Annotated in this window: 16 protein-coding genes; 2 read left to right on the top strand and 14 right to left on the bottom strand. The window is 61.7% G+C overall.

The features are described 5' to 3' along the window. Positions 1–33: 33 nt before the first annotated feature. The 3 genes from M2394_RS12455 to msbA form a co-directional block, all read right to left on the bottom strand. Positions 34–969, bottom strand: coding sequence for an NAD-dependent epimerase/dehydratase family protein (locus tag M2394_RS12455; RefSeq protein ID WP_259172682.1), 936 nt, complete (start codon positions 967–969; stop codon positions 34–36). Beyond that, entirely contained in the window at positions 962–2,386 is a 1,425-nt protein-coding gene (gene hldE / locus M2394_RS12460) for a bifunctional D-glycero-beta-D-manno-heptose-7-phosphate kinase/D-glycero-beta-D-manno-heptose 1-phosphate adenylyltransferase HldE (RefSeq protein ID WP_259172683.1), read from the bottom strand. The genes M2394_RS12455 and hldE overlap by 8 nt, the downstream gene beginning before the upstream one ends. Before the next feature lie 202 nt (positions 2,387–2,588). Further along, a complete protein-coding gene (gene msbA, locus M2394_RS12465; protein ID WP_178918651.1) occupies positions 2,589–4,394 on the bottom strand; it encodes a lipid A export permease/ATP-binding protein MsbA in 1,806 nt (601 codons plus the stop codon). Between the two features lie 158 nt (positions 4,395–4,552). Between msbA and M2394_RS12470 the strand changes: the two genes are divergently transcribed. Then, positions 4,553–6,409 (top strand): bifunctional O-antigen ligase/aminoglycoside phosphotransferase family protein, encoded by a 1,857-nt coding sequence (locus M2394_RS12470; RefSeq protein WP_259172684.1) that lies wholly within the window; start codon positions 4,553–4,555, stop codon positions 6,407–6,409. A gap of 56 nt (positions 6,410–6,465) precedes the next feature. On the opposite strand, the gene M2394_RS12475 is transcribed toward M2394_RS12470, so the two are convergent. The 7 genes from M2394_RS12475 to M2394_RS12505 form a co-directional block, all read right to left on the bottom strand. Beyond that, a complete protein-coding gene (locus M2394_RS12475; RefSeq protein ID WP_259172685.1) occupies positions 6,466–7,347 on the bottom strand; it encodes a glycosyltransferase in 882 nt (293 codons plus the stop codon). Then, positions 7,344–8,492 carry a glycosyltransferase family 4 protein gene (locus tag M2394_RS12480; RefSeq protein ID WP_259172686.1) on the bottom strand — a complete coding sequence of 383 codons (1,149 nt, stop codon included), beginning with the start codon at positions 8,490–8,492 and terminating at the stop codon, positions 7,344–7,346. Before M2394_RS12480 ends, M2394_RS12475 begins: the two co-directional genes overlap by 4 nt. Positions 8,493–8,547: 55 nt before the next feature. Next, the gene (locus tag M2394_RS12485) at positions 8,548–9,948 is read right to left on the bottom strand and encodes a PIG-L deacetylase family protein (protein WP_259172687.1); all 1,401 of its coding nucleotides are present in this window, start codon (positions 9,946–9,948) and stop codon (positions 8,548–8,550) included. Next, the gene (locus tag M2394_RS12490; protein ID WP_259172688.1) at positions 9,945–10,841 is read right to left on the bottom strand and encodes an antimicrobial resistance protein Mig-14; all 897 of its coding nucleotides are present in this window, start codon (positions 10,839–10,841) and stop codon (positions 9,945–9,947) included. Before M2394_RS12490 ends, M2394_RS12485 begins: the two co-directional genes overlap by 4 nt. Beyond that, entirely contained in the window at positions 10,842–12,599 is a 1,758-nt protein-coding gene (locus tag M2394_RS12495; protein WP_178918645.1) for a carbamoyltransferase, read from the bottom strand. A gap of 153 nt (positions 12,600–12,752) precedes the next feature. Next, positions 12,753–13,109: a YceK/YidQ family lipoprotein gene (locus tag M2394_RS12500; RefSeq protein WP_178918644.1), complete on the bottom strand. Its 357-nt coding sequence runs from the start codon at positions 13,107–13,109 to the stop codon at positions 12,753–12,755. A gap of 65 nt (positions 13,110–13,174) precedes the next feature. Next, positions 13,175–13,510 (bottom strand): YceK/YidQ family lipoprotein, encoded by a 336-nt coding sequence (locus M2394_RS12505; protein WP_178918643.1) that lies wholly within the window; start codon positions 13,508–13,510, stop codon positions 13,175–13,177. Positions 13,511–13,682: 172 nt separating this feature from the next. Here M2394_RS12505 and M2394_RS12510 point away from each other — a divergent pair, with 172 nt between their 5' ends. Beyond that, positions 13,683–15,767: a TonB-dependent receptor gene (locus M2394_RS12510; protein WP_259172689.1), complete on the top strand. Its 2,085-nt coding sequence runs from the start codon at positions 13,683–13,685 to the stop codon at positions 15,765–15,767. Positions 15,768–15,887: 120 nt separating this feature from the next. Here M2394_RS12510 and M2394_RS12515 read toward each other — a convergent pair whose 3' ends face one another. From M2394_RS12515 to M2394_RS12530, 4 genes are read right to left on the bottom strand one after another with little or no spacing between them, the layout of a single operon-like run. Further along, entirely contained in the window at positions 15,888–16,814 is a 927-nt protein-coding gene (locus tag M2394_RS12515; protein ID WP_259172690.1) for an ABC transporter permease, read from the bottom strand. Then, on the bottom strand, positions 16,811–17,797 hold the full coding sequence (locus M2394_RS12520; RefSeq protein ID WP_259172691.1) for an ABC transporter permease: 987 nt from the start codon (positions 17,795–17,797) through the stop codon (positions 16,811–16,813). Before M2394_RS12520 ends, M2394_RS12515 begins: the two co-directional genes overlap by 4 nt. After that, entirely contained in the window at positions 17,790–19,313 is a 1,524-nt protein-coding gene (locus M2394_RS12525) for a sugar ABC transporter ATP-binding protein (protein ID WP_259172692.1), read from the bottom strand. Before M2394_RS12525 ends, M2394_RS12520 begins: the two co-directional genes overlap by 8 nt. Next, positions 19,313–20,293, bottom strand: coding sequence for a sugar ABC transporter substrate-binding protein (locus tag M2394_RS12530; RefSeq protein ID WP_259172693.1), 981 nt, complete (start codon positions 20,291–20,293; stop codon positions 19,313–19,315). The genes M2394_RS12525 and M2394_RS12530 overlap by 1 nt, the downstream gene beginning before the upstream one ends. Positions 20,294–20,457 lie beyond the last annotated feature (164 nt).

The following is a 20,457-nucleotide window of genomic DNA, read 5'->3' on the forward strand; positions in this document are numbered from 1 at the left end:
CTCCCACACAAACCAGCTCCCACAGCGATTGGGTCAGCGGTTGAGCAGGCGGGCGAGGCCAACCTTCAAGGGTGTGGGCTCGGGCAGCGTGAAGCTCCCCAGCAACCGCTGGTTATTCGCCCGCGAATGCCGGATATCCCCGGAACGCGCCGGCCCGTAAGTCACCACCGGCAACTTGCCGACGATCTCTTCCAAGGCCTGCAGCACGTCCTTGAGCGTCGTGGTGCGGTTCCAGCCGACGTTGATCGCGCCCAGCGGCGCCTCGGGCGCTTCGATGGCCTGTACCAGCACATCGACCAGGTCTTCCACGTACATGAAATCGCGGGTTTGCTCGCCATCGCCGAACACGGCAATCGGCAGGCCCTGCTGCACACGCTCGCTGAAGATACTGATCACACCGGAATACGGCGACGACGGATCCTGGCGCGGCCCGAAGATATTGAAGAAGCGGAAAATCACCGGCTCCAGGCCATGCTGGCGGCGGTAGAAGTCAAAGTAATGCTCGCCCGCCAACTTGTCGGAAGCATAGGGCGTCAACGGTGCCTTGGTGGTTTCTTCGTCAATCGAAGCCCCCTCGCCGTTGTTGCCATACACCGCCGCGCTGGAAGCGAATACCACGCGCTTCACACCCGCCTTGCGCATGGCCTCGCACACATTCAAAGTGCCGACAAAATTGCTCTGGTGCGTGCTCACCGGGTCATCCACCGAGGCTTGTACCGACGCCACGGCTGCCAGGTGTACCACCGCCGCAGCGCCGACAGCGGCTTGCGCCACCAACTCAGCGTTGGCGACGTCACCTTCGATCAGTTGCACCTGTGGGTTGTCCAGCGGCAGGTTGCTGCGCTTGCCGGTGGACAGGTCGTCCAGGACCCGCACGCTGTAGCCCCTGGCGAGCAATGCATCCACCAGGTGCGAGCCGATGAAACCCGCCCCTCCGGTGATCAGAACCCACTTATCAGCGTTACTCATTGTTGCGGATCTTCTCGACAATGGCCGTGGTCGAGCTGTTCTCGACCAGGCCCAGCACTTTGACCTTGCCGCCATAGGCGCTGACGATATCGGCACCGACCACTTGATCGACCGAGTAATCACCGCCCTTGACCAGCACGTCCGGCTTGACCTGGGCCAGCAGGTTTTCAGGCGTCCCTTCAGGGAAGCTGATGACCCAGTCCACGGCACCCAAGCCGGCCAGCACGGCCATGCGCCGATCAACACTGTTGATCGGACGGCCCGGGCCCTTGAGGCGACTGACCGAGGCGTCGTCATTGACCGCGACGATCAGGCGATCGCCTTGGGCACGCGCTTGCTCAAGGTAAGTCACGTGGCCGGCGTGCAGGATGTCGAAACAGCCGTTGGTGAACACGATGCTTTCGTTGTGGGCGCGGGCATCGTCAATCGCCAGCAGCAATTGCTCGATACCCAGCACGCCACGCTCCGAACCTTCGGAACGCTGGATCGCCCGGCGCAGCTCAGGTGCGCTGATGGCTGCCGTACCCAACTTGCCTACCACGATGCCCGCCGCCAGGTTGGCCAGGGCCACGGCGTGAGGCAATTCTTCACCGGCGGCGATGGAGGCGGCCAGGGTCGAAATCACGGTATCGCCAGCGCCAGTCACGTCGAACACTTCACGGGCACGGGCCGGCAAATGGATCGCCGGGTGATTGGGGCGAAGCAAGGTCATGCCGTGCTCCCCACGGGTCACCAGCAACGCGCCCAGGTCGAGATCGGCCATCAGTGCAGCGCCTTTGCTCACCAACTCGTGCTCATCGGCACAGCCGCCAACAATGGCTTCGAACTCACTGAGGTTTGGCGTGATCAGGCTGGCGCCCCGATAAATCGAAAAGTCCTTGCCCTTGGGATCGGCCAGCACCGGAATGCCCTTGGCCTTGGCCGCCTGGATCAGCACCTGGTGGTTCTTCAGGGCGCCTTTGCCGTAGTCGGACAACACCAGCACCTTGATGCCTTCGAGCAACTCGTCGACCTGGCCGCTCAAGGCCAGGGCGTCGGTGGAGAAGGGTTCTTCAAAATCGATACGCAGCAATTGCTGGTGACGGCTCATCACCCGCAGCTTGACGATGGTCGGCTGGTGAGCGATGCGCTGGAACAACGCACGCACGCCTGCACCGCGCAGGCTGTTGGCCAGGCTGTCGGCAGCTTCGTCGTCGCCGGTCACACCCACCAGGGAGGCCGGTGCGCCGAGGGCGGCAATATTGAGGGCAACGTTGGCAGCGCCACCTGGACGGTCTTCGATTTGCTCGACCTTGACTACCGGTACCGGTGCCTCAGGGGAAATCCGTGAGGTACCGCCATGCCAGTAACGGTCGAGCATGACATCGCCGACCACCAAGACAGGGGCTTGATCGAATCGCGGCATGGACAACTTCATGGAGCAACCCACATACAAAATGAACAGGGGCGCGATATTAGCACAGGGTTACAGGAGGCTTGTGGCGCTGTGAATCCGGCGAAGGACAAATGTGGGAGCGGGCTTGCTCGCGAAAGCGGTGTATCAGTCAACATCACAGTTGAATGTCAGACAGCATTCGCGAGCAAGCCCGCTCCCACAAAAGGCCGGTACAATCATTGGGTCAGGTGATGTCGGCCGAGACAGGCGCATCCAGGCCCATGGCATGCAGGCGGGCGTAGTAGCCGTTCTGTGCCAACAGCTCGCCGTGGGTGCCTCGCTCGACAATCCGGCCGTCGTCCATCACCAGGATCAGGTCGGCCTTCTCGATGGTGGACAAGCGGTGCGCGATCACCAAGGTGGTGCGGCCCTGCATGACCTTGTCCAGCGCCGCCTGGATGTGGCGTTCGGATTCGGTGTCGAGGGCCGAGGTCGCCTCGTCGAGAATTAGCAGCGGCGCGTTCTTGAGCAAAGCGCGGGCGATGGCCAGGCGCTGGCGTTGGCCGCCGGACAACAGCACGCCATTCTCACCCACCTGGGTGTCGAAGCCCTTGGGCAACTGGTCGATGAAGTCCTTGGCGTTGGCATCCCGCGCCGCCGCTTCAACATCCGCCCGCGGTGCACCGGCCAAATCGCCATAGGCGATGTTGTTGGTCACCGTGTCGCTGAACAGGGTCACATGCTGGGTCACCTGAGCGATGTGCCTGCGCAGATTGAGCAGCTTGTAGTCTTCGATCTCCACGCCATCGAGCAGGATTTCGCCGCTCTCATGGTGGTAGAAACGCGGGATCAGGCTGGCCAGGGTCGACTTGCCACTGCCCGAACGCCCCACCAGGGCAATCATCTGCCCAGGCTCCGCTACGAAGCTGATGTCCTTGAGCACATGGCGCTCGGTGCCCGGGTAGGTGAAGTTCAGGTTGCGCACTTCCAGGCGACCGCTGACCTTGTCGCGTTCGATGGTGCCGTGATCGACCTCCACCTCTTCGTCCAATTGCTCGAAGATGCTTTCGGCACCGGCCACGCCTTTCTGGATGGTCGAGCTGACTTCCGACAACTGGCGGATAGGCTTGGGCAACAGGCCGGCCAGGGTGATGTAGGCCACCATGTCACCGGCCGAGGCATCGCCGCGAAGGTACAGAACCAGGAACATCAACACCGCCATGGCGGTGTAGATCACCAATTGCAGCGCCGGGGTGTAGATCGCCCCGGTGCGGGTCATGCGCAACTGCTTGTCGGTGTTGCTCTGGCTGGCCTTGAGGAAGCGTTTTTCCTCGTAGACCTCGCCGCCGAAGCTGCGCACCACACGATAGCCCTGGATGGTTTCCGAAGCGACGTGGGTCACGTCGCCCATGGCCACCTGGATCTTCTTGCTCTGCTTGCGGAATTTCTTGCTGGCCGTGCTCACCATCACCGCGATCAGCGGCAGGATGGCGATCATCACCAGCGTCAGGCGCCAGTTCATGAACAGCAGGGAGGCGAACAGGAAGATCACCGTCATGCCTTCGCGGATCACCACCTTGATGGCATCGGTCGCCGCCCCCGTGACCATGGTCACGTTGAAGGTGATGCGGGAGATCAGGTGCCCGGAGTTGTGGTTGTCGAAGTAGCGGTTGGGCAACGTCAGCAGGTTGTTGAACAACTGCACGCGCAGGTCATGGACCAGGCCCAGGGAAACCTTGGCCAACAGGTAGTTGCCCAGGAACGAACCCAGGCCCTGCCAGGCGGCAATCAGGATGATCAGCAGCGGCACGGCCTGCAGCAGTTGCAGGTCACGCAGAAAGGGCACGGTGGGGAACAGCACGGCTTCCGGGTTGGAGAGGCCATCGACAAAGTACTTGAGGATGTAACCCAGCATCGGCTGGGTCGACGCGAAAATCAGAAATCCGACGATGCTCAACGCAAACAGGCCCATGTAGGGCTTAACGTAACTGAGCAGGCGGAAGTATATTTTCAAGCTCGAAGGGCTTGCGCTCGGACTGGAGTCGGTCATATCACGCGGCGTTTTGAAAAAGGAGGCTGACTTTAGCACAGCTTCTCTGTTGTACTTGCACCCTGCATGACCCTCAACTCGGTTGGATCCAACCGGCGACATTATATAGCCACTACTCTAAGATGGTCGGCTTTCTCTTTCCGGAATGGCTTTTCTGTATGCACTCCAAGCGCCTGATCTATGGCTCAAACCGTGTTTTCGACTTCCTGGTCCTATGGATTTTGCCCATTGGCTTGTTGCTGCTCCTGAGCTCGCTGTTCTTCGTGACCAACCGCAATGTGCTGCACAAGTTCTACTACGGCCTCTTCAGCGCACCAACCCTGCTGCTCCTGCTCCTGCGCCCGCGGGAATTCAAGGAGTTGCTGCGTGAGCCGCTGGCCATTGGCTTTCTGGTGTTTTCCGCCTGGGCACTGACCAGTTTGCTGTGGAGTCCGGAACCCACCGCTGACACCGACCTGTTCAAACGCCCCCTGCACACCTTCCTGCTGTTCGGCGGCTGCGGGCTGTTGCTGCATTATCGCAATGACCTGTTCAAGCCGATCTTCTTCAGTGCTGCGGTGATTGCGTTGGTGTCCTGCCTGTTCAGCCTTTCGGCCTTTGTGAAAGACTTCTCGCCAGGCATGCGCATGATCGGCGGGCGTGGCGCGCTCGACAATCCGCTGCTGAGCTCCCATCTCTTCGGCTTTTTCTGTGTCTACTGGCTCTACGTGTGCATGACCACCAAGCGCCTGCAGGTGCTGTGGTTCAGCATACCGGCACTGGCCATCATGGCTGCAACCGTGCTCGCCACCGGCTCACGTACGCCGTTGGTGGCGCTGACCCTGGCCTCCCTGTGGATGGCCTTTGTCAGCCGCAACCACCGCTCTGTCTTGCTGATCGCGAGCATGGTGTTGGGGGCTGTCGGACTATTACTGCTCTACCCGGAATCCATTACCGAACGCGGCAGCTCATTTCGCCTTGAACTGTGGGGAATGTCACTGCACCGCATTGCCGAACATCCGTGGATCGGCCACAGCTATGACTCCGAGCTATACCTGACGATTTCAGAAGGTTCCGAGTTGCGCGAGCCCCACAGCTTTGCGTTGGGCGTGCTGTATTACGTCGGCATCATCGGCTTCATCCCGTGGATCTTCATGCTTGGCTGGGGCTTGTACAAAGGCCTCAAGCAACGCGCACAACCGCTGTTCATCCTGGCGTCGTCCCTGCTGGCCTACGGCATCGGCGCCGGCCTCACCGAAGGCGGTGGCATCCTGTCGCGCCCCAAGGAGCATTGGTTCCTGCTGTGGATTCCCCTGGCAATCATCGCCGGCCTGAGTATCGCCCAACGCCGCAACAGCGTACTGCGCATGCCGGTGCAAAGCCTCAAGCCCGAAGCCTTTGAGCAATTGAGCAGCAATGCCCACGTGATCGAAGCCGATGGCCTTGGCCCGAAAGTGCTGCGCCTGGAAGACGGCCGTTTCCTCAAGGTATTCCGCCCGCGTCGCTGGTACACCTCGGGCAGCTTCAACCCTTACTCCGAACGGTTTGCCAGCAACAGCGAGCAATTGCATAACCTGGGCATCCCTGCACCACAGATTCTCAACCTCTACGCCCTGCGCGATGGCAGCAGCGCCGTGGTCTACGCGCCACTTTCCGGCCTGACCCTGCGCCAAGCCTTGCAAAGCCTGGACAGCAGCCTGCGCGAATCGTTGATCGAGCGCTTTGGTCGCTTCGTCGCCGTGCTTCACGAGCGTGGCGTGTACTTCCGCTCGCTGCACCTGGGCAACGTCCTGCTGATGGACGACGGTGAGTTTGGCCTGATCGATGTGGCTGACCTGCGCATCTATCCATCGCCCCTGCGCAACGCGCTGCGCCAGCGCAACCTGAACCATATGCAGCGCTACCCTCAGGACCGCAGCTGGCTGTTCGAAACTCATTTCGAGCAATTGGCCAAAGGGTACGCCTCGATCGCCACCCCAGAGGCCACGGCGAAAATCCGCGCCCGGGTGTTGAGCCTGGCCAAGCCCGCCACCTGAATAAAAAAGGCGACTATCACACACTGATAGTCGCCTTTTTCACATCCTGCGCCGACTCACTTCCTGAGCGGCGACACATACAGCCGCACCAGCCCACGCAAGGTCTTGCGCCCCCAGAACTTCAATGGAATCTGCTTGAGAATCTCTCGCGCCAGCGGCCGGTCACGGTCGGCGGTCTTGAGGAACATCGAGTTCAGGAAGTTGTAGCGCACGGCGTCGTAAGCCGGATGCTCGCTGAACTTGGCGTAGGTCTTGAGGATGTTCTGGATCATGTAGCGGTGGTTCTTGTAGGTGTTGCTGGCATGCTGCCGATAGCGCGCCATCACCACACCCAGCGCGTCAATGGTGTACCCCGCCGCCGTGATCTTCAGCTGGATCAACAGGTCTTCCAGCGGGATATCCGGGTCGAAGCCGCCGACTTCATCCAGCACTTCGCGGCGAATCAGCATGGTCGGCGCAGGCGGGAAAGGCTTGCGATCCATGAACATGTCGTCGAAATCCAGGCTGCGAAACGGCACGTCGCGACGCTGCTTTTTCTCCGGGTGCAGGTTGCCTTCGCCATCGATCAACTCGATGTTGCCGGCGCACATCCCGACGTTCGGCTTGCCGTCCATATACGCGACCTGAATCGCGATACGATCCGGCAACATGATGTCGTCAGAACCGAACGAGGCGATCAAGCTGCCCTTGGCGCGCGCGATGGCGCCATTGAGCGTTGCGGTCAGGCCTTGATTCTTCTGCACCTGAAAGTCAAACCCGTGCTCGGCCTGCAGGCGCTGAATACGCTCAACACTGTCGTCGGTGGAGCCGTCGTCTACCACCAGCAGCTCAATGTTGGGATAGGTCTGGCCAAGCACACTGAGGATGCTTTCTTCAATGTAACGGCCATGGTTATAGGACGCGATAATCACCGAGACCAGGGGTTGTTGCGTCGTCATGCTCTACCTACTTCTTTCAAACCGGTTTCGATCAGGTCTAGGTATTTCTGCTGGAATTCCGCCAGCGCGTGATTCTGTTCCAGGTACTGGAACACCTGCTCGCCCTTGGCGCGCAGTTGCTCGTCGCTCATGGCCAGGTAAGTGTCCAGGGCCGTCGTCAGTTGCTCCACATTGCCAGGCTCATGGGACAAGCCGCCCGCCCCCTCGACCAGCGGCAACATGGCCGGGCCGTTTGAGGCGATCACCGGCAGGCGCCCGCTCATGCCTTCGAGCAATGCCAGCCCCAGGCCTTCGAGCAGGGACGGCATGGTCCAGATGTCAAAGGCACGTACGTACTGGAGGCCGTCTTCACGAAAACCCAGCAGGTGTGCACGGCCGGTCAGGCCCAGGCGCTCGATGTCTGCGCGCAGGTCCGCCTCGGCGCGGCCAGAACCGATGATGCCGACCTGGGCGTTCGGGTACTTGTCCTTCAGGCGGGCAAAAGCCTGCAGCAGATGGGTGTGGCCCTTGATCGGCACCAGCCGGCCCAGGGCCCCGATGATGCGCGCATCCATGGGCAGCCCCAAGGCTTGCCGCGCTTGCTCACGGGGCAGCTGCAAGGCTTCGGCCTGGGGGATGTCGATGGCATTGGTCACGAAGGAGGTGTTGTCGCGCGTGAAGCCGCAATTGAGACCGACCAGATAATCCCTGACCGCCGCCGACACCCCGACAAAGCGCCACGCCGGGCTGACCAACCGACGCGTCTGGCGCCGGCGATAGGCTCGCTCGTATTCGCCAAAGCCGTGGGAAATGCCGATGCACAGCGGGATCTTCAACCAGCGGTTGAGCGACAGCATCATGTTCACCGACTTGAAACGGTTACAGATGACCACATCGAACTTCTGCTCACGGCAATACTTGTAGATTTCCCACATGGCACCGAGGCGGATGCCCTTGAGAGCCTTCTCCGGAAACTCGAAATACTTGGAATGGTCAGCCACGCTGAGGGGCTGGCCCGGTTGCGGGCGACCGCTGAGAAACGCCGAGGTCACCTCAAAACGTTCAACCGGCAACGACTTGACGATCTGCTCACCGAGGTCGGCGAAATCATTGACCTTGACGTTGTAGTCCGGCTGTAACTGCAACACCTTGAAACGAGGTTCCATATCACTCCATGGGGCAATCAGGCTGCGGGCGGCAGCCCAACGAATAGGTAAAGGCTCAATCCTGTTTCAGGACCCAGAGCAGCTCGTGACGCCGTACCGCCTTGCGGAAGAACTCATTCTCCCCATAAGGCGATGGTCCACGCCCTGCCAGCACTCGCTGCAACAGGCGACGCACACGGCGCTTGAACGGCGGGCGTGGCTGCAGGTCATGCATCATGCCCAGCGCCATGGCCTTGTCTTGTTGAGTGCGCAACGATAGCACCCGGCAGCACGGCTCAAGCACCTGATCCGTATCAAACTGTGGCGGCAAGGCCACACCGGCGCCGGAGTCGCCCATGGGCCAACGGTCATTATCATGCAGATGGTTGGCATAACCGAGCAACGTGGTCGGTTGCCATTCAAGTCCTTCCAGCGCTTCCACCACTGCGGCATGCGCATAGATGTGGTCCGGATGCGGGTCAAGGACCGGCGTGGGCAACACAATCACCTCGGGACGCGCCTTGAGCAGCAACGCCCGCAGGTCCGCAATCAGGTTGACCCAGGTCGGCGCGCCGTCCACATCGCCCGGCAGGGCGAATGCATTGAACTGACGAAACAGCCGTGTATCGTCCATTTCCGCTTCGCGGGAGGCCTGGGGCTGATCCGGCGTGGCGCGCATGGCCGGCAGTTGCAGGCAAAAATAACCCAGCTGCACGCAGTGCGCTTCGGGAACCCCGGCCCAACGCGGCACGGCAATGCTGTCCCAGGCGCGCAGGCGCCCCTTGTTCCGCGCGGCATCGGCCTTGGGCATGCCCATCTGTTGATAGTGCTCAGCCTCGATTTCGCCTGCCGTCAGCGTCACGATCCAGCTTTCATCCGCCTGGCCGTACAAACCGAACGCCGCCAGCTCGGCATCATCGGCATGGGGCGCAATCACCATGACCCGCTGGCGGGCGTAATCCGGTTGGCGGAACACCCACAGGGTCATGTCGCCGACCACGCGGCAGTAGCGCCCGCGCAGGCTCAGCTCACCGGCTGCCAACGCCTGTGCCGAGCCCGTGAGGTTCAGGTAACGCTTGCCAGACACCCCACGCTCAAACACTTGGCGATCGCCCGACAACAGCACGGTCGGGTCAAGAAAACGCCCCAGCAGATTACTTTTCAGCTGCACTTCGACGATCAACGTCTCATCGCCCACCAGGCTCAGCGGTGCCTGGGGAACCAGGCGACCAGCCTCCACGCGCAAGGCGGCCGACTGGCTGCCCGCAGGGAAGCGGTACTGATAGTCTTCCTTGGGTGAATAAAACAGATGGTCGGCAAACCACGCTTCATGGGCAGCCCACAGCAGCACCGCCAGCAGTGGCGTCAACCACCAGGCCACCAGCACGCCGGCGAGCACCAGCCCCACCAGGGCGATCAACAGCGCCACGCGTTTGTTACGGCGGTGGCGCTGCAGCAATTGACGTTTACGGCTCATAGGCTGAACACCGGCACGGGGTTGCACCAACGCTCTTTGTATTCACGGTCGGCGCGTCCGAAGGAGAAACGCAGGGGTTTATTCACGGCGCGCGCCTGCTCCCAGGCACTTTGCGTATTGAGAAAACTCAATACGCTGCCGGGGCTGAACGCACGGGTTTCAGGGTCGACCCCACCATTGACGTACTCAATGCTCACCCACTCGGGCGCCTCGACGCGGTACACCAACTGCACGGCGATGGGGGCGTCATTGAGAAACAGCACCGAGCCGATCAAAAACTCCTTGAGCAGCTCCAGCACGTCGGCCAGACGCTCGGCGCCGGTGGCGGCAAACCCCCAGCGGCGCTGGAACAGGTCGCAATAGATCGCCGCCAGTTCAGTGCTGGAAAACTCGCTGACGGCCCGTACCACGCCGCCCGCTTCTTCCAGCAAGCGCAACTCGCGGCGCTGGTTGTAGCGAAACTTCTTCGACAGGTCTTCAGGGGTACGCGCCATGGCCAGTTGCTCGGCCTGAGGTTTGAGGGTGCTGATGCGCCCTTCGTTCAGCGCCGACAGGTAGCGCCCGCGATGGCGTACCGGCAACTGCGCGTCTGCAGCAATCGGCAGGATGATCTCGGCATTGCCCAGGTCAAACAGGCCTTTCTTGCCGCTGCGCTTGAGCACGTCCTTGGACAAGGCCAGGTCGCGGCCCCAGGTGGCAATCGCCCCCTTGAGCTCGCCGTCCTGCTCCCAGCCCAGGTAACGCACGGGAATCTGTGCCAGGCGGGCCAGCCGCTCGATCACGAGCGGGTGGGTTGCCACACTGCCGCCAAAACGCTGCCAGGCCTGGGCGTAAACCTCGGCCTCGACAGGCGCCCAGCCACGTTCACGCCAGCCCTGGAAGCGGTTCAGCATTTAGACCACAGCGTCATAAGGGTCCACGCCGTCCTTGACCACCAGGATGTCTTCCATGATCAGGTACTGCAGGTCGGAACCGAAGAACATGTTCAGCGCGTCGGTCGGCGAGCAGATCATCGCCTCGCCACGACGGTTGAGCGAGGTGTTCAGCGACACACCGTTGCCGGTCAGCACTTCCAGCTCTTTCATCATGTCGTAGTAGCGCGGGTTGTACTCGCGCTTGAGCACCTGGGCGCGGGAGGTGCCATCTTCATGGACCACTTCCGGCACGCGGGTCTTCCACTCTTCAGCCACTTCAAAGGTGAAGGTCATGAACGGTGCCGGGTGATCGACCTTGATCATCTGCGGGGCCACGGTGTCGAGCATCGACGGGCAGAAAGGCCTCCAGCGCTCGCGGAACTTGATCTGGTGGTTGATGCGATCGGCCACGCCGGTGGCGCTTGGGCAACCGATGATCGAACGACCACCCAACGCACGCGGGCCAAACTCCATGCGGCCCTGGAACCAGGCCACCGGGTTGCCGTCGACCATGATCTTGGCGATGCGCTTGGGCATGTTCTCGATCTTGCGCCAGTTCGGCTTGCTCTCGTGCTTGGCGCACGCGGCAATCACGTCTTCGTTGCTGTAGGACGGGCCGAGGTAGACGTGTTCCATCTTCTCCACCGGCACACCACGGGCGTGGGACACGTAGGCCGCCGCGCCAACGGCGGTGCCGGCATCGCCGGACGCAGGCTGTACGAACAGCTCTTTCACGTCATCACGGGCAATGATTTTCTGGTTCAGCTTCACGTTCAACGCACAACCACCGGCAAAGGCCAGCTTGCCGGTGTCCTTGAGGATGTCGCCCAGGTAGTGGTCGATCATCTGCAGGGCCAGCTTCTCGAACAGCGCCTGCATGCTCGCGGCGTAGTGGATGTACGGCTCGTCGGCAATATCGCCTTCGCGCTTCGGACCCAGCCACTCGATCAGTTTTGGCGAGAAGTAGAAGCCCTTGCCCTTCTCTTTGTAACGGCGCAGGCCGATGACATTGGCGTATTCGGTGTTGATCACCAGTTCGCCGTTCTCAAAGGAGGCCAGGCGCGAGAAGTCGTATTTGCTGGCGTCGCCGTACGGCGCCATGCCCATGACCTTGAACTCGCCGTCGAGCATCTCGAACCCGAGGAACTCGGTGATCGCGCCATACAGGCCGCCCAGGGAGTCCGGATCGTAGAATTCCTTGATCTTGTGGATCTTGCCGTTCTCGCCGTAGCCGAAGAACGTAGTGGCGTACTCACCTTTACCATCGATGCCCAGAATCGCGGTTTTTTCCTGGAAGCCGGAGCAGTGGTAGGCGCTGGAAGCGTGGGCCAGGTGGTGTTCAACCGGTTCGATCTTGATTTTCTTCGGATCGAAGCCCAGTTGCTCCAGGCACCAGACGATCTTGTTGCGATAGCGCTTGTAGCGGCGGTTGCCCATCAGGATTGCGTCGAGGGCGCGGTCCGGGGCGTACCAGTAACGCTTGGCGTAGTGCCAGCGCGCTTCGCCGAACAGGCTGATCGGGGCGAACGGGATCGCAACCACGTCAACGTCGGAAGGCTTGATGCCGGCCTGCTCCAGGCAGAACTTCGCCGACTCGTAGGGCATGCGGTTCTTTGCATGTTTGTCGCGTACGAAGCGCTCTTCTTCGGCGGCCGCGATCAGCTTGCCGTCGATATACAGGGCTGCGGAAGGATCATGGCTAAGGGCGCCGGACAGGCCAAGAATCGTCAATGCCACAGGGGTCTAGCCTCTTTTAGTCTGCATGCAGGCGGGTTGCGCCTGAAAAAAGTGTGCCTCTCGCCTGGGCGAGAAACAGCTAAAGGGCGGGATTATAGCGTAAACACGCCGCGTGATGATCTAGGGAATGTGGTGACCGGTTGTCACTGCACCCTAGCGGTAGATCTCGATACTGCCGTCCTTGCTCTGGCGGTAGATCGTGTAGGGCAGCACCAGCGTGTCCAGCACGCCCGAGGCCACGGCTTCGATGGCGATGACCGGGAAGGCATTGCCCGCGCTGTCCAGCACGCTCTGGTCTTTCAGGCTTTTTTCAGGCCTGGGTTCACCGTTGAGCGTGCAAAACCCGTAGATCACTCCGCTGTAGATACGCGGTACGTTTTCACAGTGGCTGCGCGAATCCTTGAGGTTCTGGCTGGCCACGGCGTCCGGGCGAAAAACCGTGTTGATGGTTCCGCAACCGGAAAGCAACAGCACGGCTGCTACCAGCAGTACTTGGGTTCCACGATTCATGGACGTCTCCTTTTACCCGAAAGGCTAGAACCGAGCCTGGCCCGGAACACCTATGTGGCTCCAGCTCATGATCGACTCGACCGCCAATAGATCCCCAGGTTGCCCAGCGTATTCTGCTGGTAAATCGTATAGGGCAGCACAACGGTATCAGCAACCCCGGAAGCTGCCATGTCGACCAGGACCAACGGTAACAACACACCGGTGTAGTCGGGCGCTGCATTCAGCAGGCAAAAGTCGAAAGCCAGGCCACTATAAACGCGGGGGATGGACTGACAGTAAGTCTTCTGGTTACGCAACTCCCGGGTGGCCGCCACATCGTCGCGCAGTACGGTATTCAGCGTACCGCAGCCGTTCAAGGCAAGGGCAACGACACTCAGTATCGTCGTGTTTTTCAAGGTCATGACGAGTCCTCTCCAAGGGTCCGCCACGCTAGCACCCACCCACTCCGTACCCCAGCCAGGCGCGCCGATGCGACTCGTAAGAAAACTCCGAAATGGTAAAAATCGCCCAAACCACTAAACTCGCGCCCTTTTGCGCGTCTATGACCTATGCGCCACAGATTTCGGCTGCCCCATGAAAACCCTTGCCCGCTTTACCCTGTTACTGCCCAGCCTGCTCGCCTTGGGCGCCCCCGCATGGGCGGAAGACGCCCCACTGATCCTCGACCCCAGCGTGGTCACCGGTTCACGCAGCGCCAGCCCGACCTTCGACCTGCCCTACTCGGTAAACAGCATCAGCCACGAGCAGATCAGTGACGGCCAACTGGGCATCAACGCCTCCGAAGCCTTGTCCCGCGTGCCCGGCCTGGTGGTACAGAACCGCCAGAATTATGCGCAGGACCTGCAGATCTCTTCCCGTGGCTTCGGCGCCCGCTCGGCGTTCGGCGTGCGCGGCATCAAGCTGATCGCCGATGGCATTCCGGCCAGCACCCCGGACGGCCAGGGCCAGGCAGCGACGTTCAACCTTGATACGGCCGAACGCATCGAAGTGCTGCGCGGTCCGGCCGCCACCCTGTACGGCAGCAACGCCGGCGGGGTGATCCAGATGTTTTCCCGCGACGGCGAAGGCCCGCCACGCATCGGTGCCGAGACCCTGGTGGGCAGCGACGGCCTGAGCAAAAACCACCTCACGGCTGAAGGCGCCGCGAATGGCGCAGGCTTTGTGCTCGACGCTTCGCGCATGGACACCGACGGCTACCGCGACCACAGCAGCGCACGCCGCGACCAGACCTTTGCCAAGCTCAACGTCCAGCCGGACGATGACAGCAAGCTCGCGCTGATCTACAGCAGCCTGGAGCAGAACGGCACCCAGGACCCACTGGGGCAAACCTGGGCGGCTTACAAGGCAGACCCGCGCTCGGTGGCACCGGCGGCGTTGTTGTACAACACGCGCAAAAGTATCGATCACCAGCAAATAGGCCTGAATTACGAGCGCTACATCGGCGATGCAACCCTGCAAGTGAATGCCTATACGGGGCGGCGGAGCGTGATTCAGTACCTGTCGATTCCAGGTGGCACCGCCGCCGACAAGCGCGGCGGCGTTGTCGACTTCGACCGCACGTTCTACGGCGGCTCCGTCCATTGGCTGCAACCCATCACCAGCGCCCCCGGCGACCTGACCCTGATCACCGGCCTCGACTACGACCGCAGCCGGGATGACCGCCAGGGCTATTCCAATACCGTCAATGGCGTGCACGGCGTCAAGGGCGCCCTGGGCCGTGATGAAATCGACACCGCTACCAGCCTCGATCCGTTCGTGCAGGCCAACTGGCTGCTCGGCGACTGGACCCTGCAAGCGGGCCTGCGCCACAGCAGCATGACCATGGACGTGGACGACCACTACCTCAGCGACGGCAATGACAGCGGCAACAAGACCTATCAGAAGAACACGCCGTCGGTCAGCGTCATGTATGCCTTCACCCCGGACCTGCACGGCTATGTAAGCGCGGGCAAGGGGTTTGAAACCCCGACCCAGGCCGAGTCGGCCTATTCCAGCACCGCCAACGGTTTCAACTTTGCGCTCAAGCCATCGGTCAGCAAGCAATATGAAGTCGGCTTGAAAGCACGCGTCGGTCAAGACACCCGTGTTAACGCCGCGCTGTTCCAGATCACCACCGAGGACGAGTTGGTGGTGCAACAATCCGTCGGCGGCCGCACCACCTACCAGAATGCGGGCCGCACCTTGCGTCGGGGCTTTGAATTGGGCCTGGAAAGCCAGTTGAGTGAACAATGGAGCACCAGCCTCGCCTACACCCGCCTGCAAGCCACCTACGACAGTGACTTCGTCAGCGGCGGCACGACCGCCGTCGACAAAGGCAACTACCTGCCCGGCGTGCCCCAAACCACCCTGTTCGCCGAGCTGAACTGGAAGCCCCGGGACTGGCTCAGCACCGCCCTCGAAGGCCTGTACCGCAGCAAGGTCTACGTCGAAGACACCAACCAACAGCACGCAGCACCCGGCTACAGCGTGTTCAACTGGCGTGCGCGCTTCGAGCAGAAGATCGAGCACTGGACCTTCCACCAGACGTTGCGCCTGGACAACCTGCTGGATCGCCAATACGTGGGCTCGGTGATCGTCGGCGACGGCAATGGCCGCTACTACGAAGCTGCGCCCGGCCGTTCGTGGTATGCGGGCGCCGGCGCCGAATACCAATTCTGATCGATCGCGCCAGCCTGAAGGTAACGGCCGGCACCCTGCAATTAGCATCACGACGCGACGTTCAGATGACCTACCAAGCCCAGTACGAAGGCATGATCTTGCTCAAGGCCCAATAACCCGCTAGTGGCTCGCCACCACTCGACGACTGGCAAAGCTGAAGCTCAACACCACAAAAATCAGCACGCCGGTCGCCACCTGCTGCCAATAGAAGTTCCAGCCGATCAGCAGCAGGCCGTTGGCGATGACGTTGATGAACAGCACGCCGAGCAGAGTCCCGGGGATATTCGCCCGGCCCTGCCGACTCAACGTGGTGCCGATAAACACCGCGCCGATGGCATTGAGCAGGAATGCATTGCCAGACAAGGGGACATAGGCACTGACCGTCGAACTGAGCAGCACCCCGGCCACCCCGCACGCCAGGGCAGTGGCCAGCGCCACCACGGTGACGATCCGCCGCACCGACAACCCCGAGTAGTACGCCAACAGCGGCTGCGTACCTTGGGCCAGCAGCTCGCGCCCCAGGCGCCCGCGAGCCAGTGCCAGGCCATAGAACAATGCCAGCCCCAACACGATCAACAGCGCAGGCAGGCCGGCCAGCCCCGGCTTAAGGCCCTCGGCGATGTAAATCGGCTGGCCGCCGTCCGACATCAGTTGCTGGGCGCTGGTGCCGATAAATAACGTACCGAGCGTGGCGAGAAACGGACTGATCCGCAGCCCCGCGATCAGCCCTGCATTCACCAGCCCCACTGACAACGCAGCCGCCAGCGCCCCCACGACTGCAATCGCCCAGCCATGGCCGCCATTGAGCAGCACCACGAACGTAAAGCTGGCGAAATCCAGCGCGGTGCCCACCGACAGGTCGATGCCGCCCGCCGCCACCGCGTAGGTCATACCGATCGCCACGACCGCCAGCAACACGAAATTGTTCAGCACCAGGCTTTTCAAGTTGCCGCTGCTGAGAAACCCCGGCGCCTGTAGCGCAAACACCAGGACGATGACCGCGAACACCAACGGCAATGTCAGCGGCAGTAATGCGCGTGGGTTCATGAGCGGGCTCCTCGATTCAAGGCACTGGAGGCCGCCACCACCAACAGGATCAACACACCCTGCACGCCGTTGACCCAGAAACTCGACACGTTCAACAGCTGAAATCCGTTGATCAGAAAACCGATCAGCAAGGTCGCGAGCAACGTGCCCGGGATGCTTGCCACCAACCGCCAGGAAAACACCACGCCGAGAAACGCGATCGCCACCACCGACAGCAGCATCTCACCGGAACCGGTGGTGCTGCCGCTGAAAAAAGCCGCCGAGCACAACGCGGCCACCGCCGCACACGCGCCCGACAGCAGGTAACTCGACACCACATACCCTGCATTGTGCAGACCCGCCGCCTCGGCCGCCTGAGGGTATTCACCCACCGCGTGCAAACGCAGCCCATAGGCTGAATGCTGGATCAGCAGCGTCAACAGCCCGCCCGTGACCAGCAACACCCACGCCAGCGCCGGCACGCCCAGCCAACTGCCGCCGCTGAGCACATCGAGCAGGGGCGAGTCGGTGGAAACCACGGTGTTCTCGGTCAGCACCAGTTCGAGTCCGGCCAGCACATTCATGCTTGCCAGCGTCGCCAACAAAGGCGGCAAGCGCAGCACTACCACCGCCAAGCCATTGAGCAGCCCGACCGCGAGACCGCAACCCAGGGTCAGCAACAGGGTGAGCCAGAGTTCCAGCCCGGCATTGTTGAGCCGGCTGAATACCGCCGCGCACAAGCCAAGGTTCGCTGCCAGTGACAGGTCCAACCCACCGGCGACCACATTCGAGCCGCCGCCGATAATCACGCAGGTGAGCCCAAAGGCCAGCACCCCGAGGATCGCCGACTGGCTGAACACATTCGCAAGGTTGGCCACCGAGAGGAAGTTCGGCGCCGCCACGGCAAACCCCAGCAGGATCGCCAGAAACACGCCCACGGCCCCTCGACGTAACACCAGCACCCACACGCGTTGCGAAAAACCTGACGCGGTTGCCTCAAGCATGTTCGACCTCCCGCGGTTGCACAGCAGGTACTGGCACCGCGCCCGTGGCACACGCCAACAACAGGTCACTGTCGGCGTCCCCGGCGCGAAACTCACCGGCTATTTCGCCACGATGCAGGACCAGAATTCGATCGCTGATGCCCAACAATTCCGGCAAGTCCGATGACAACACCAACACCGCGGCGCCCCCCTCGACCAAGCGTCCGATCAATCGATAAATTTCCACTTTGGCGCCGACATCCACGCCCACACACGGCTCATCCAACAGGTACACCGCCGAGCGCCGGCTCAGCCATTTACCCAGGGCAACTTTCTGCTGATTGCCACCACTGAGCTGGCTCACCGCCGCGTGGGGCCCAGGCGCCTTGATCGCCAGTTCGTCGATCAAGCGCAGGCTTTCTGCGTGCTCCTTGCGGCGGCTCAGCAGCCCCCCGCGACTGAACCGCGAAAGCCCTGCCAACGTGAGGTTTTCCAGCACCGACAGCAGCGGCGAAATCCCTTGGCTGCGGCGCTCTTCCGGCACCAGGGCGATGCCGGCCGCAATCGCCTGGCCGGGGGAACGCAGGCGCAATACACGCCCATCAAGATGAATGCTGCCGCTGTCTGCACGCACCACGCCAAACAGGGTCTTGAGCAATTCCTTGGCCCCCGAGCCCACCAGCCCGGTCAGCCCGACGATCTCACCACGCCGCACCTCAAGATCGATCTGGCGGTAACGCCGGGCCAGGTTCAACCCACGCACTTGCAGCAGCGGCTTGCCAAGTTCGACGCGGGCCTTGGGGTACATGTCCTGCACGTCGCGGTTGACCATCAGCCGCGCAATCTCGGCACTCGAGGTGTGCCGAGGCTCCACCACCGCGACGTCCCGGCCATTGCGCAACACCGTGACCTCATCACACAAGCTGTCGATTTCCTGCAGGTAATGGGAGATGTACAGGATCGACAACCCCTGGTCGCGCAGGCGCTTGACGATGCGCAACAACTGGTCGACCTCGCGCTTGACCAGCGCCACGCTGGGCTCATCGAACACCAGGATCTTCGGTTGGCGAATCAGCGCGCGGGTGATTTGCAGCACCTGGCGCTCGGCGCTGTTCAACTCGCTGATCAACGCGCTGGCCGGTAACTGCAGGTCGAAATACTCCGCCAGCAAGCGCTCGGCTTCACGCTGCTGCCGCCGACGGTCGACAAACGGCCCACGGCGCAACTCATGCCCGAAAAACAGCGCTTCGCCCACCGTGAAACTCGCCGGCAGCAGACGCTCCTGATGGATGAACTGCACGCCCAATGCATCCACTTGGCGCGGCGACAACGCGGCGTAGGCCTGACCGCCAATGCTCACCTGCCCGGCATCCGCCTTGTGAATACCGGCGAGAATCTTGATCAGCGTCGACTTGCCCGCGCCATTCTCACCCACCAGGCCGTGAATCGTGCCGCGCTCGACCTTGAGGCTCGCATCCTCCAGCGCCAACGTGGCGCCAAACCGCTTGCGCAGATGCTGCAAGTGCAACGCTGTCATCAATCACCCCGCAGTTGCTGAACCTGTGACAGGTTGGCGGCAGTGGTCAGCAACGTCGCTACATGGGTTTCCTTCGGCAGGTCATGCTGCCCGGCCAGGTAGCGTGCAACGTTCTGCACCGCCGTCTTGCCGATCAGCGCGGGCTGCTGCGCCACCACGGCACCGACCGGCGAATTCGCCTGGCCCAACAGCGCCAGCACTTCCGGCGTACCGTCGACGCCATAGGTCTTGATCTCAGTGCGCTTGGCATCGATCAACGCCTTGCTCGCGCCGAGTTGCGGGATATCCCACGCCGACCAGATCGCCGACACCGTGCCCGCCGGGTATTTGTTCAGCAGCGCCGAGACCTGGGAATACGCGTCCTGCACGGTGTTGGGAATCACATCGCGCAGTTCCGGCTGGATGATTTCGAGCTGCGGGTAATCCTTGAGTGCCAGCTTCAACTGGTCATAGCGAATCGCGCAGACCGGCACTCCGTAGAAGCCGTTGAACACCAGGATCTTGCCCTTGCCGCCGGCATCCTTGATCAACTGGTCGGCCAGCGCCTTGCCCGTGGCGACGTTGTCCGACGTGGTGTTATTGAGGCTGTACTGCGACGGCGCATCGATGGTGAACAGCGGGATGCCGGCCTTACTGATGCGCTTGAGCCAGGGGTCGATCACGCTGAGGGTACCGAGGGTCTGGATCACAGCATCGGGCTTTTGCGTGACCACGGTTTGCAGCTGGGTCACCAGGTTTTTGTCGTTTCGCCCGGCGTCGAGGGTGATGGGTGTACCGCCCAAGCGCTTGATTTCTTCGACCTGGGCCTGGAACGCCTTGATATCAAAATAGTGACTGGTGCCCGTCATGCTCACAGCGATACGTTTGCCGGCCAGTGACGGCACGGCATCATCGCCGTCTGCGGCGTGGGCGGTGCAGCTCAGCAACAGGGCGGCGCCGAGGCAGATCAAGCGGGAAAGCGAGGAAAGGCTGGAAGGCATACAGGGCTCCTGAGCCACCGGTGAAAGGGTTCACCCGATGGCATTGCAGCGCCCGTGCCAGGATTTTTATCGTTTTAAATCAGAAAGATAGAAAACGCGCGTAAAAACGGACTGTCATTCCTAAGCACAACTGCCCAATCACTGTTGCCCACGCAACACTTGTA

It is taken from the genome of Pseudomonas sp. BIGb0164 (assembly GCF_024810135.1).
GTDB lineage: Bacteria > Pseudomonadota > Gammaproteobacteria > Pseudomonadales > Pseudomonadaceae > Aquipseudomonas.

Coding starts and splice junctions, on each gene's coding strand:
- M2394_RS12525 (WP_259172692.1), bottom strand. CDS start 19,313: ATGACAGCGTTGCACTTGCAGCATCTGCGCAAGCGGTTTGGCGCCACG.
- M2394_RS12490 (WP_259172688.1), bottom strand. CDS start 10,841: ATGCTGAACCGCTTCCAGGGCTGGCGTGAACGTGGCTGGGCGCCTGTC.
- msbA (WP_178918651.1), bottom strand. CDS start 4,394: ATGACCGACTCCAGTCCGAGCGCAAGCCCTTCGAGCTTGAAAATATAC.
- M2394_RS12475 (WP_259172685.1), bottom strand. CDS start 7,347: ATGACGACGCAACAACCCCTGGTCTCGGTGATTATCGCGTCCTATAAC.
- hldE (WP_259172683.1), bottom strand. CDS start 2,386: ATGAAGTTGTCCATGCCGCGATTCGATCAAGCCCCTGTCTTGGTGGTC.
- M2394_RS12515 (WP_259172690.1), bottom strand. CDS start 16,814: ATGAACCCACGCGCATTACTGCCGCTGACATTGCCGTTGGTGTTCGCG.
- M2394_RS12520 (WP_259172691.1), bottom strand. CDS start 17,797: ATGCTTGAGGCAACCGCGTCAGGTTTTTCGCAACGCGTGTGGGTGCTG.
- M2394_RS12530 (WP_259172693.1), bottom strand. CDS start 20,293: ATGCCTTCCAGCCTTTCCTCGCTTTCCCGCTTGATCTGCCTCGGCGCC.
- M2394_RS12485 (WP_259172687.1), bottom strand. CDS start 9,948: ATGAGCCGTAAACGTCAATTGCTGCAGCGCCACCGCCGTAACAAACGC.
- M2394_RS12470 (WP_259172684.1), top strand. CDS start 4,553: ATGCACTCCAAGCGCCTGATCTATGGCTCAAACCGTGTTTTCGACTTC.
- M2394_RS12505 (WP_178918643.1), bottom strand. CDS start 13,510: ATGACCTTGAAAAACACGACGATACTGAGTGTCGTTGCCCTTGCCTTG.
- M2394_RS12455 (WP_259172682.1), bottom strand. CDS start 969: ATGAGTAACGCTGATAAGTGGGTTCTGATCACCGGAGGGGCGGGTTTC.
- M2394_RS12480 (WP_259172686.1), bottom strand. CDS start 8,492: ATGGAACCTCGTTTCAAGGTGTTGCAGTTACAGCCGGACTACAACGTC.
- M2394_RS12500 (WP_178918644.1), bottom strand. CDS start 13,109: ATGAATCGTGGAACCCAAGTACTGCTGGTAGCAGCCGTGCTGTTGCTT.
- M2394_RS12510 (WP_259172689.1), top strand. CDS start 13,683: ATGAAAACCCTTGCCCGCTTTACCCTGTTACTGCCCAGCCTGCTCGCC.